This window comes from Serratia plymuthica NBRC 102599, from assembly GCF_001590925.1.
GTDB lineage: Bacteria > Pseudomonadota > Gammaproteobacteria > Enterobacterales > Enterobacteriaceae > Serratia > Serratia plymuthica.
This window is the reverse complement of record NZ_BCTU01000033.1, coordinates 1-13,030: the sequence shown is the minus strand read 5'-3', so window position 1 is coordinate 13,030 and position 13,030 is coordinate 1. Positions and strand designations below refer to the sequence as shown.

Sequence of the window (13,030 nt, the reverse complement as noted above, 5' to 3'; positions counted from 1 at the left end):
GCGAGGCTGGATAATTATCTTAACGTTAACCATCAAGCGAACGACAGTTTATCCATAAACGGTTATTAAAGAGTATTTATTACTATGAGCAAAAGTAATTCGCAAAAATTTATTGCACGTAATCGTGCGCCACGCGTACAGATTGAGTACGACGTGGAGATTTATGGCAGTGAAAAGAAAATAGAGCTGCCGTTTGTTATGGGTGTTTTGGCTGACCTGTCTGGTAAGCCGCTGGAGCCGCTGCCTCCGGTTACGGACAGGAAATTCCTGAGCATTGATATCGACAACTTTGACGAACGTATGAAAGCCATGCGGCCTCGAGTGGCGTTCGCGGTGCCTAATACCTTAACAGGCGAAGGGCAACTGATGGTCGATATGACCTTTGAGAGCATGGATGATTTTGCTCCGGATGCCATCGCCCGCAAAGTCGATTCATTATCGCAGTTGCTTGAGGCGCGTACTCAGCTTGCTAACCTGCAAACCTATATGGACGGCAAGGCAGGCGCGGAAAGTCTGGTGATGAAAGTGCTTAAAGATAAGTCGCTGTTGAATACGCTGGCTTCGACTCCTAAGCCAAAACAGGCTGATGAAGCCACGTCCCAAAAGTGATGTAGAGAGAGAATGATGGCAACTCAAGCAGAAACAAATAAACAGGCTACGACGCAGGCCACAACGCAAAATGATTTTAATGCCTTGCTGACCCGTGAGTTTAAGCCGAAATCTGATCAGGCGAAAACGGCAGTTGAAATCGCGGTGAAAACCCTTGCCGAGCAGGCATTGACCACCTCGATCACCATTGCAGACGATGCGTACAAAAACATCGCGGCGATTATCGCGGAAATCGATCTCAAGCTTTCTGAACAGATAAACCTGATCCTTCATCACGAAGAGTTTCAGCGACTGGAAAGCGCATGGCGTGGCCTGCACTACCTGGTCTATAACACCGAAACCGATGAAAAGCTGAAGCTGCGTTTTATGGACATCTCAAAAGAAGACCTGAGACGTAATATGAAGCGCTATAAAGGTATCGCTTGGGATCAGAGCCCGATATTCAAGCAAATTTACGAAGAAGAGTATGGTCAGCTTGGCGGAGAACCATACGGTTGTCTGGTGGCAGATTATCACTTCGATCACAGCGCACCGGATGTGGATCTGCTTTCTTCTATGGGCAAGGTTGCCGCTTCCGCCCATATGCCATTTATCACTGGCGCTTCGCCGTCTGTGATGCAGATGGATTCATGGCAAGAGTTGGCTAACCCGCGTGATCTGACGAAAATTTTCACTCAAAACCTGGAGTATGCAGCATGGAACTCGCTGCGCCAGTCTGAGGATTCTCGTTATATCGGCCTGGCGATGCCGCGTTTCCTCGCCCGTTTGCCGTATGGGATCGACACCAATCCTGTCGATAACTTTAACTTTGAAGAAACGACTGACGGTGCGGATCACAGCAAATATGTTTGGTCTAATGCCGCATATGCGATGGCGGTAAACATCAACCGTTCGTTCAAAAACTACGGCTGGTGCACCATGATCCGCGGTGTTGAGAGTGGCGGTGTAGTGGAGGATCTTCCGTGTCATACCTTCCCGACCGACGATGGCGGCGTGGATATGAAGTGTCCGACTGAAATCGCGATTTCCGATCGTCGCGAAGCTGAACTGGCCAAAAATGGTTTTATTCCACTGGTGCACCGTAAAAATACAGACTATGCGGCATTTATTGGCGCTCAGTCCTTGCAGAAACCTGCGGAATATTACGATCCGGACGCTACGGCAAACGCGAACCTTTCTGCCCGTTTACCGTACCTGTTTGCCTGTTCGCGCTTTGCTCATTATCTGAAATGTATCGTGCGTGACAAGATCGGTTCCTTCAAAGAACGTGAAGATATGCAGCGCTGGTTGAATAACTGGGTGATGAATTACGTAGACGGCGACCCGGCAAACTCTTCTCAGGAAACCAAAGCCCGCCGTCCGCTGGCTGCGGCAGAGGTGGTGGTGGAAGACGTTGAGGGTAACCCAGGTTATTACCAGGCGAAGTTCTTCCTGCGTCCGCATTTCCAACTGGAAGGGCTGACCGTCTCTCTGCGTATGGTTGCTAAATTACCTTCGCTTAAAGATGTAGCTTAATTTCGATAAGTAAATTTGAAGAATACTTATTTTTATTCTTCTTGGTAAATACGGCTGCGCCGGGGTTTCTTGCGCGCCGAAAAAGCCAGGGGTAATATTTTATTTAGATGTAAATATTCCCCTGTCTTAATCTAGTCTGTTACACCCTGTGTAACTTTTTCAATGAGAGCAGATAAAGGAAATATTATGGCTCAGGATATGTTTATTAAAATTAACGGCATCGAAGGCGAGTCCCTGGATGCTTCCCATAAAAATGAAATCGAAGTGCTTTCATGGCAGTGGTCCAGCTCTCAGCATTCAAATATGCACAGTGGTTCTGGCGGCGGTTCCGGTAAAGCAACCGTAGACGACTTCTGCTTTGAGCACTATGTCGACAAAGCCAGCACCAATTTGCTGAGCTACTGTCTGTCTGGTAAACACATCAAAGACATTCAGTTTGTGGTGCGTAAAGCGGGTGGCGATCCTCTGGAATACCTGACCATTAAATTCACCGATGTAATTATTACTCGTGTTGAAACGGCCGGTTCCCGTGAAGATGAAACTCGTCCGCGTGAAAGAGTGACCTTTGCCTTCACTAAAGTGACTCAGGATTATGTTATGCAAAATGCTGAAGGCGCTAAATCTGGTGTTATCTCTACCAGCTACGACGTTAAAGCTAACCTGCGCAGCTAATACTGCCGGGTAAACTAAAAAAGAGTTTTGCCGCTTTGGCGGCAAAACTCCCATCAGACGGAGAGGTAACAGGCACCAGGGTTATCTGATTAGTCACCAACAAAAAATGAATCGTTCAGAAAAATAGATTGCGTAGGTGGGGATATGTTTTGCAGAACAGAAATAACAAAATATCGGCAGGGTATGCTGACGGGGGCAGTGGCGATATTGATGACAGTCGTTTTAGCCTCCTGCAGCAGTAGCAAAGAACCTAAGCCAGCAGCCGGTGAAATTAAAATAAATCTGATTGCAGACAAAGATATTAACCCCAACGGGCAGGGAAGGTCGGCACCACTAAATATATTTATCTTCAATGTAAAAGAAACGGATGTTTTCAGTAATGCCGATTTTTTTGAAATTGTTGATGGCAGTAGTAAGCCTGTGCAAAGCGCAGCTTCAAAAATTTATGAGGCGATACTACAGCCTGGAGAATCGCGCGCTGTTTTAATCAAACCAGACAGCGATGCCAGAACCCTCGGGTTTGTTGGTGCATATCGCGATCTTAACGATTCGCTCTGGCTGGTGAGTTGGGACTTACCAAAAAAGAAAAAGTCGTGGTGGCGGAAATTTTTTAGCGATGATTCGCTTGAATTGAATGCTCACTTCCAAAAAACAGCAATTACAATCAAAAAAATGGATTAAGCCGTGAGAACGAATAAAGTCGTCTGGAGTGAAGGGTTGTTTCTACGCCCGCAACTTTTTCAACAGCAAGAACGTTATTTTGAATATTACGCACATAAACGCGCATCGACGCTGAGCCCTTTTTACTGGGGATTCTCGCAATACGAAATCGACCGTGAAGCGCTGAGCTATGGGAAATTGGTTCTTCGTTCCGCGCGCGGTGTATTACCGGATGGCACGCCTTTTGACATCCCCGATCACGCGGACCTGCCGGAACCGCTAACGATTTTGCCTGAGCATCTGGGTAAGAGCATCTATCTGGCCGTGCCGCTGCGCCTTGATAACAGCGATGAAACCATTTTCAGCCAGCACGACGCCAGTTCACTGGCGCGTTTTCGTGCGCAGGAAGCCGAGCTTTGCGATACCAACTCTATTCGCCAGGGGCCGAAACCGGTACAGCTTGCGAAACTCAGATTGAAACTGGTTTCGCAGGCGGAGATGACCGAATCCTGGATCGGCCTGGCGTTGACCAGGGTGAAGGCGATTCAGCCGGACGGGAGCGTGTTGTTGCATCTGGAGGATTATATTCCCCCAGTGACCGGCTACGCGGCCAACCCCCTGCTTAGTGAATGGCTGACGCACCTTAACGGGCTGGTGAAAATGCGCGCAGAGATGTTGGCGAGTCGCCTGTCCTCTTCAGACGGCAAAGCCAGTGCCAGTGCGGAAATCGTTGACTATTTGCTGCTGCAAATTTTCAACAAGTACGAGCCGATCCTCGATCACCTGCGTCATATCCCCGAGCTGCCACCGATTGTGCTTTATGAAGAATTGGCAAAGTTGGCGGGGGAGCTGTCGACCTTTGTCCGCACCAAAACCCGACGCCCAAAAAGTGCGCCGGGGTATGACCATGCCAGACTTTATCCTTCTATTCGTCCGCTGGTGGATGACGTGAATGACTTGCTTAATCAGATTCTGGTACGGGCAGGGCAGCTCATCGATCTGCACGCCAAAGGCAATGGCGTCTGGTCGGCATCGATGTTGCCTACTGAATTGCGTTCGTTCTCGAACCTGGTGCTGGCCGTGCACGCGCAGATGCCAATGGATGTCCTGCAGCAGCAGTTTCAGGCACAAGCCAAAATCAGCGCCCCGCAACAGTTGCATGAATTGGTTCGTTCGCACTTGCCAGGGCTGGTGCTGCAGGGGTTGCCGGTTCCGCCGCGTCAAATTCCTTACAGCACGGGTTATGTCTATTTCGAGTTGCTTAAAAACGGACCTTTCTGGGAGAGGATCTCGGCCACAGGCGCGTTGGCGCTGCACATCGCCGGTGAGTTTCCCGGCTTGAAAATGGAACTCTGGGGAATCAGGGGCTGATGAAAGACGATATTAGCCAGCAGGCAGCGGCTTCTTCCGAACACGCTCTCGAGGAAACAAACTCTCCGCAAGCGCAGGGAAAATTCCTTCTTGATGAGCAGGGTGACTGGATTCAGGAGCCTGCCATCACTCAGGCTAGCCAGAGCGCAGTGCCTGGCGTTGACGATAAGTCGTACAAAAATGAGCGGGTATTGAAAAGCGAGAGCGTACAGCAGCGAATGCTGAAAGTGAGCAAGGCTGAGAATCCGCTGCTGGAGGCGGCTCAGCCCCTGCTGCGTGCGCTTAGCGATATGCCGGAGCAGATTACCGACATTTCCCACGTCGAGATCCTGAAAAATACGCTTAAAAGCCAGATCAATCTGTTCAGTATTGTCTGCGACGAAGTGAACATCCCGTGGAAAAAGATGGCGATAGTTCGTTATTGCCTCTGTACTGCGCTTGACGAAGCGGCGCATACCGCGCCGTGGGGGCTGGAATCCGGCTGGTCGCAGAGCAACCTGTTGAACCATTTTGAGGGGGACAACGATGGCGGGAACAAATTCTTCCTGCTTATCGGTCGTCTTTCCATGAACCCCACTGAGTTTGCAGATGTGCTCGAGGTGCTGTTGCTCATTCTTGGGTTAGGTTTCGAGGGGCGCTATAGCATCATTGAAGATGGCGATCGCCAACTGACAAAAATCCGTCAGCGCCTGCTGACCCTGATTCAAAGTACCCGCGATACCACCCAGCCGGTACTGTCGCCGCATGGAATGCAGCCATATGGCTCGGCGCGGCGCGAGAAACTGATCGTTCCGGTAAGGCTGACTGCGATGTGCGCGGGCGTCTTGGTGGTTTCCGCTTTTATCTGGTGCAAGTACTGGCTGTCCGTGCGTGGCGATCGCATTACCAATGATATCTACGCGATGCAAAACATTAATGCGACCACGCCGCAGATGAAAATGCGTCTGAGGCTGGCCATTTTACTTCGTAACGAAATTCAGCAGCAGTTGCTCAGCGTTGATGAAACCCAAAAACAGAGCAAAGTCGTGCTGAAGGGCGATTCGTTGTTTTTATCAGGCTCGACCAAGGTCCAGCCGGAAATGGTGAAGGTCATCGAACGTGTGGCCCGGGAGGTTCGCCGCGTCAGCGGGGATATCGTTATTGTTGGCCATTCTGATGCAACGCCCATTGACCGACCGGGATTGCCCAATAACGTTGTGCTGTCGGAAAAACGTGCGGCGGAAGTGGCCCGCTATTTCATTGCGGCAGGATTGCCTGAGAGCAAGGTGAAAGTTAAAGGGGCTGGGAATAACCAGCCGCTGGCCTCCGATGCCACTCCTCAGGGGCGCGCGAAGAATCGCCGCGTAGAGTTTTTTGTCACGTATTAACGAGAGCAACAATGTCTTATTTTAATAGAGTCTTCGCGGCGCGGTTTCTGAAGGCGCTGCTGATAGTGTGCTGTATTGGACTATTGGTCGCCGCTATCTGGTTCCTTGGGCCATTCTTTGGATTTGGTGAGTCGCGTCCTTTGCTGAGCATTGAATCGCGTATTATCTTCATCCTGCTGGCGGTGTTTTGCCTGGTGAGCTGCTGGTTGCGTTGGCCGGTCTTCATTGTCATTACCGCTGCGCTTTGCGTACTGGTCTGGGTTCTTGGCCCCTTCTTGCTGGTGGGGGAAAAACACCCGTTAGCGCCGATCAGCGTCAGACTGGCAGTTATCGCAGCTATATTGCTGATTACACTGCTGTATGGTCTGTGGCTGCTGTTGCTGGCGTTAAAAGATAACCCGGCGCTGCTCGATAAATTTGTCCGTAATAAAGCTCCAGCAGAGGAGAATGACACCTCTGAAGTCGTCTCCGCTATCGGTAATGCGGTCGATTACGTTAATAAAAATCGCAGCAACCTCTCCTTTTTCCAGCGCGTGTTTCTGGCGCGTAAGCCGCTTGATATTCTGCCTTGGTACATGATTCTCGGCACCGAAAATGCCGGGAAGACGTCTGCTATTCTGGCTTCCGGGCAGAACTTCCCGCTGCCGGAACAGCTTAACCAGGTCGGTAAATCAGCGCCGCAGACGCGTAATTGCGAATGTTGGTTTGCCAATGATGCCATCTATATCGATACCTCTGGGAAATATGTTAGTGAGCCAGGAAAGCATCTCAACGAATGGCGTGCGATGCTCAAAGCCCTTAAAAAGCACCGCCCGGTCAAAGCGCTGAATGGCGCAGTGATCACGTTTTCCGCCGCCGATGTCATGGGGCGCAACAAAGCGGAGCTGTTTGAGCTGGCCGCCAGCCTGCGCGCCAGAGTGGACGATTTACGTCAGACGCTGGGCGTACGTTTCCCGGTGTATGTGTTGGTCACCAAGCTAGATCAACTGCCAGGGTTTGCGGAGTATTTCAGGATCCTGACCGAGAAGGAGCGTGAACAGATTTGGGGGTGCACTTTCCCGTATGGTAATGGCAGAACCACTTCCGTGTCTGAGCTGCATGACCAGATAAAAGAAGAGTTTTTGTTGCTTGAAGAGCGTATCGAGCGGGAGATGATCGTGCGTCAGCAGGAAGAGTATGACAATCGCGATCGCAAGAAAATGTATGCGTTGCCTCAGGATTTTCACCTGCTTTCCGGCATGGTAGCCGAAGTGGTTAACAACATCTTTTTTGCCTCCCGTTACGATGAAACGCAGAGCTATACCCTGTTGCGCGGCATTTATTTCTCAAGTAGCCATCAGCCGGTTGACTTTAGTCTGCTGAATAACCAGAGCATTATGCGCAAATGGTTCAATTACGTTGAGAATAAAACCCCGACGGCAACGGCCTCCTTGGCTGCCCTGCAAGGCGATCGTGATTTTCTTATCAACGATGTGTCCTACGGCCGGCAGTATTTCCTTAAACAGCTGTTCAGCGACGTCATCGTAAAAGACGTTGATTTGGCGCGTCATAATCTGGCTAACGAATCGAAGTATCGCCTGCAGCGTTTTCTGGGACATACGCTATGTCTCTTTGTGGCCTTTATCCTGTTGAATGGCTTCTATAACAGCTACCGTCACAATACTGAGTATCTGGATGCCGTGGAGACAAAGGTTGGCGCACTGAGCACCGAAGTTAACCGTTTTGTCAAAACCTCCAATGACAAGCTGCTTCCCCGCCTGCTGACATTGTCACAGTATCTTCCGGAATACGGCACGCTGGATATTTTCAACCCGGCTATGGAGTGGCGCTATGGCCTGTATACCGGTACGGATGTGGTGAATGCTTCAGACTCGCTGTACCAGTTCTTCCTTCAGAGGCTCTTGCTGCCACAGATTGAGCAGCAGGCAACCCAGGCGCTGCAGGAAGCGATTGATAACGGTAAGTCAGAGCAGATTTATGGCCGACTAAAGCTTTATCTACAGGTGTTTGCTCAAGGGAAGTTCGATCAGAAATATATGATCAACGGCATCACCGGACTGTGGGAAATGAACGGTAAGCTCCAGCCTTACGAAGAGCGCAGTACCTTCGTCTCGCATCTGACGAATCTCTTTGCCTCGCCCGAGTGGCGGCGTTATGGCCAGGCTGCGGATGAGGGGCTGGTGAAATATGCGCGGGCGATGCTGGAGCGTCAGGACCAGGCCAGTCGCCTTTACGAACGCATCAAGGACTCGGCGGCGCAGGATGCTCCGGCCGATTTGACGCTCAGCGCGATGGCAAAATCGCGGGGCGGCGAGCTTTTTTCGTTGGCAGACGAAAGGGGTACGACGTCCATCCCAGGCCTGTTTACCCGGGCGGGCTATTACGAGCTATTTAAAAAAAAAATGGATCTAGGCCTGATGTGGCTAGAACGTGAGGATGCCTGGGTTCTGGGCAAAGGAAGCGACAACGCCTCGCTGCCTCCGGTGAAAGTCGCGGACAACGGCGTGCTGGTTAACCCGGTTCAACAGCAGATCCTGGCGCTCTACCTGGATGAGTACACCCGACACTGGCAAGAGTTTTTGAGCAACATCCGCATTAAAACGGATGTTCTGCAACTGAACTACGGCACGGCCGGGGTAGCTGCGGATGTTTACATGCTGCGGACGTTGAGTTCGGCGGATTCTCCACTCGCTAACCTGGTACGCCGCGCCGTAGCGGAAACCACGCTGGTGGGAAAGGAGGGTAAATCGTTGCTCGATAACGTCAATAATAAGGGACAGATCTTAAACGCGGTAGCCAAAGTGAATCTCGCCTGGGCCGCGGCGGAAAAGAAGCTGCTAAGAGAGCGGGTAGATAATCATTTTGCCCCGTTGCGCGAATTCGTCACCGGCAGCAACGAGCCGGCGGGAAATGAACGTCTGGCATCGGGAGGTTCGGAGTTGAACAAGCTAATGGGAGCATTGAGCGAACAGTACACGTTGTTCGTCATTTATGACGATGCGTTGAAAAACGGTAACTCGATGGCGTTGTCAAATACGGCTCTGAACATTAGCGCGGAATCTCAAACCTGGCCCGATCCGTTGCCTAACCTGATCGGCCCGCTGCTGGATGATGCCTATCGTCGAGCCAGCCGTGAAGCTATTGCCAAAAGTAATGAAGGCATCGAAGACTCTCTTGGCCGGGTATGCCGCACTACGCTGGCAGGGCGTTATCCGTTTGCTGATAGTCAGCGAGAGGTGAAGTTGGCTGACTTTGAGCGTTTCTTTGCAGCGGGCGGATTGGCAGATGAATACTTCAAGAAAAATCTGGCGGATAAAGTGGATACCTCCTCTCATCCGTGGCGCTACAAAGGCGATACGGATGACAGCTATGCGGATATGCTGGATGTTTTCGAGCGTGTGGTAGACATTCGCGATGCCTTCTTCCAGGGGGAGGGTGGCCGGAAACTAGCGCTCGCTTTTGAGGTCTCCGTTCCTTATCTGGATCCGGTGATTACTCAACTGAATATGAATTTCGACGGTAAACAGGTGAATTACGCACACTGGCCGGTATCACCCACACCGGTAACCTGGCCTGCATCGCGCATGGCATCGAGAATTACGTTTAATGCTACCCCGCGTGTCACTTTTGGGTCTTCTGCGCTGACGTTTAGTGGCCCGTGGTCATTATTCCGCTGGTTGGATAGTGCCAGAGATATTGTTTATACCGACTCAGGGGAAACGGTCTTGGTTTACGATCTGGACTTGCGCCGAGCGCGTATAGAGGTCTCCGGATTGAATTTCAAAGACAGACTTGCTATGGATTTGCTGAAAGATTTCCGCTGCCCTGGCGATGATTAAAAAGTGGCAACCATACGCTAGAGGGAACTATGTCGCTACGCCTGTATTTACTTGTTGATGAATCACGTGTAGGCCTATTTCGCAGGTTGGGTAGGAGGCAGCGAGAGGTGCGCTCCATTATTACCCAACAAATACTTCCAAACATAGGCTCCTTAATGCTAGAGGGTTATTTACCAGAAAACTATCCGTGGTGCTTTGTTATTTCTTCTTCAGCGCTACGGGGTAAATATAACTACGCCGGTGCGTTTATGGTCTTTCGCGGTGAGCAGGGAGAGGAATCACTCGCTGTCGTATATAGCGCAGTGTCTTATCAGTGGCTGCAGAGAAATATGCGCGCTGAATTCCCACTGACTTTCTGGGCTGCGCGGATTTTAAATAATGTGCAGAAAAATGATCTGGTAGAAAAAAACTGGCGGCCGCTATGGCAATGGGTCAAAGCATTAAAACGAGCTTACTCCCCTTTTTGGGAGTCTTTTGCCTTGACGCCTGCCTGGCGCTTTAAAAATCATTCTCAGGTGTTACTCAGGGAGGGGGCACAGGAAGACTTTCACATTCGCAGCAGTGATGGTGTCGAGGTTATGCCGTGGAAAAACTGGCCTGGCTGTGTTCAGCAGGAGGCGGGTATCTGGATTTGGCGGCAAAGTCGGCACAGGAACATATTGGATTCACAGAGAATTCCGTTACGACGCGCTGAGGCTAAATCGCCTAACGCGTCATTCTAAGATATTCACAAAGCATCAGGTGATTATATGTCACGTACTATTAAATTAAGCAGCTCGGCGATGCCGGTTTTGCTTGGCGTGCCGGCGTTGGTAATCTCAAAGCTGGAGGGTGAAGAGTCACTTTCTTCGCTTTATTCCTATGTGATTACTGCTAAAACGCCTGCTGATCCACTTATTCCCTGGCAGGCGGCGTCAAATGTCGATCTGAAATCTTTGATCGGCAAAGAGATGACTGTTGAAATTGAACTTGATGGCAACGGCTTGGGCGATCTTGTTGGGATTGGCAAAGATGTTCGCGAAATTTCTGGCATGGTACAGAAAGCCCGTTATGTGGGGCGTGACGGTTATCAGGCGCTTTATGAGTTTATTATTCGTCCCTGGCTTCATCTTGCAGAATTAACTTCAGATTTCAAAATATTCCAACAAAAATCCGTGGTGGATATTATTGACGAAGTGCTGGGTGATTATAACTTTCTTTTTGAAAAACGTCTGGCGGGAAGCTATCCCCTGCTCGATTTCCAGGTTCAGTATGGGGAAACGGATTTCGATTTCATTGAGCGTTTAATGGAAGAGTGGGGGATTTACTGGTTTTTCGAGCACAGCGGAAGAAATCACAAGCTGATTTTAGTTGATAACGTTGGTGCGCATAAGCGATTCCCGAGTGAAGCCTACCACGATATTCAGTATGCCCCCGATCGTCCGAAGATGGATCAGGAATACATCAGTCAGTTTCATTTCCAGGAGACCATCACTTCCGGGAAATGGGTTACCAATGACTATGATTTTACCAAATCACGCGCGGATATTATGGCGCTGGACAGTAAGCCGCGTAAGACCAGTTTTAACCAGATGGAGATATTCCACTGGCCAGGTGATTATGAACAGCCAAATATCGGCGAGCAACTGGCGCGCGTTCGTATGGAGGAACGGGGAGCTTTAGGTTCACGTTGTGAAGGCTCCGGAGAACTGCGTGGTATTGCCTGCGGCTGCGATTTCAAACTGGTGAACTATCCCGTTGATAAGGCTAACCGTGAATATATGGTGCTACGCAGTCACCTGGTCGTAGAGGAAGTAGACCAGTTGGCATCGCGGGATGAATTCCGCTACAAGTGCGATTTTACCGTTCAACCGACCACTAAAATTTACCGCCATCCGATGAGTGTGGATAAGCCCAAAACCAGCGGTCCGCAAACTGCCATTATCGTTGGTCCTCCGGGGGAGGAGATCTGGACGGATGAATACGGCCGGGTAAAAGTGCGTTTCCTTTGGGATCGCTACGGTAAAAACCGCGAGTCGGACTCTTGCTGGTTGCGAGTCAGCCAGGCCTGGGCGGGGAATAATTTCGGCGGGATTTACATTCCACGTATCGGGCATGAAGTGATTGTTGATTTTATCAATGGCGATCCTGACAGGCCGTTGATTACCGGCAGCCTTTACAACAACGTCACTATGCCACCGTGGGATCTGCCCGTTAATGCGACGCAAAGTGGGCTGATTAGCCGCACCGTCGGCGGGGGGCGCAGTAATTTTAACGGCATTCGTTTTGAAGATAAGCCGGGCCTTGAGCAGTATTGGGAACAGGCAGAGCGGAATATGAGCCGCCTTACCAAGCACAACGAAGACCAGACCATTGGTCTGAATTCCAACGTTAACGTTGGTGTGTCGCGAAAACTGTTCGTTGGTGCGAACTATATGTCTCACGTGGTCGGTAACAGCAATGCCATGATTGGGGCGGCGCTGGCTATCCAGGTTGGCGGATGCCAGAGCGATAACGTTATCGGAGCCAAAGGGATCAATGTGGGCGGCGCATTTATGACAACCGTAGGGGGATATCACTCTCTTTCCGTTGGCGGAGCCCACCAGGTCAACGTTGGTGGCTACCACTCTCTTGCCGTTGGGGGCGCAAGCACCATGGTAGCCGGTGGTGCGATGACCTTCACCGCAGGCGGTGAGTTGATCATCTCTGCGAGTAAAATCAAAATTATCGGTTCTAGTAAGGTCGTTATCCAGGGCGGCGAGGTGGATATCAACCCGGGCGATTGCGGCAGCAACTGTGGCGGCGGCGGCGGCGGTGGCGGCGGCGGCATGATTGGTCTGCCGGGAATGCCGCAGATTCGCGGCCTGTTAGGGGTAACTATTCCTCTACCACCGCTGCCTACGCCTAAACCACCAACGCCGACCTCAACGGAGACGGCAACGCCTGCCCCAACGGAGACGACAACGCCTGCCCCAACGGAGACGACAACGCCGGCTCCGACGGTGACACCAACGCCGA

General features: G+C 50.9%; 9 protein-coding genes. All 9 read left to right on the top strand.

Annotated features, from left to right (window positions below; all coding sequences use genetic code 11):
- Positions 1 to 84 precede the first annotated feature (84 nt).
- A complete protein-coding gene (gene tssB / locus SPL01S_RS20735) occupies positions 85 to 609 on the top strand; it encodes a type VI secretion system contractile sheath small subunit (RefSeq protein WP_062789730.1) in 525 nt (174 codons plus the stop codon).
- Positions 610 to 624: 15 nt separating this feature from the next.
- The gene (gene tssC, locus SPL01S_RS20730; protein WP_062789749.1) at positions 625 to 2,124 is read left to right on the top strand and encodes a type VI secretion system contractile sheath large subunit; all 1,500 of its coding nucleotides are present in this window, start codon (positions 625 to 627) and stop codon (positions 2,122 to 2,124) included.
- A gap of 186 nt (positions 2,125 to 2,310) precedes the next feature.
- Entirely contained in the window at positions 2,311 to 2,796 is a 486-nt protein-coding gene (locus SPL01S_RS20725) for an Hcp family type VI secretion system effector (RefSeq protein WP_062789732.1), read from the top strand.
- A 144-nt stretch (positions 2,797 to 2,940) separates the two neighbouring features.
- Entirely contained in the window at positions 2,941 to 3,477 is a 537-nt protein-coding gene (tssJ, locus tag SPL01S_RS20720) for a type VI secretion system lipoprotein TssJ (RefSeq protein WP_063202563.1), read from the top strand.
- Positions 3,478 to 3,480: 3 nt separating this feature from the next.
- Complete coding sequence (gene tssK / locus SPL01S_RS20715; RefSeq protein WP_062789736.1) at positions 3,481 to 4,827, top strand: type VI secretion system baseplate subunit TssK; 1,347 nt, start codon at positions 3,481 to 3,483, stop codon at positions 4,825 to 4,827.
- Positions 4,827 to 6,194 (top strand): type VI secretion system protein TssL, long form, encoded by a 1,368-nt coding sequence (tssL, locus tag SPL01S_RS20710; protein ID WP_063202560.1) that lies wholly within the window; start codon positions 4,827 to 4,829, stop codon positions 6,192 to 6,194. The genes tssK and tssL overlap by 1 nt, the downstream gene beginning before the upstream one ends.
- A gap of 11 nt (positions 6,195 to 6,205) precedes the next feature.
- Complete coding sequence (tssM, locus tag SPL01S_RS20705) at positions 6,206 to 10,033, top strand: type VI secretion system membrane subunit TssM (RefSeq protein WP_063202558.1); 3,828 nt, start codon at positions 6,206 to 6,208, stop codon at positions 10,031 to 10,033.
- A 29-nt stretch (positions 10,034 to 10,062) separates the two neighbouring features.
- Positions 10,063 to 10,755, top strand: coding sequence for a hypothetical protein (locus tag SPL01S_RS20700; protein ID WP_063202556.1), 693 nt, complete (start codon positions 10,063 to 10,065; stop codon positions 10,753 to 10,755).
- Between the two features lie 60 nt (positions 10,756 to 10,815).
- Positions 10,816 to 13,030: type VI secretion system Vgr family protein (locus tag SPL01S_RS20695; RefSeq protein WP_063202554.1), on the top strand; the 2,215-nt coding region annotated here is incomplete at its 3' end.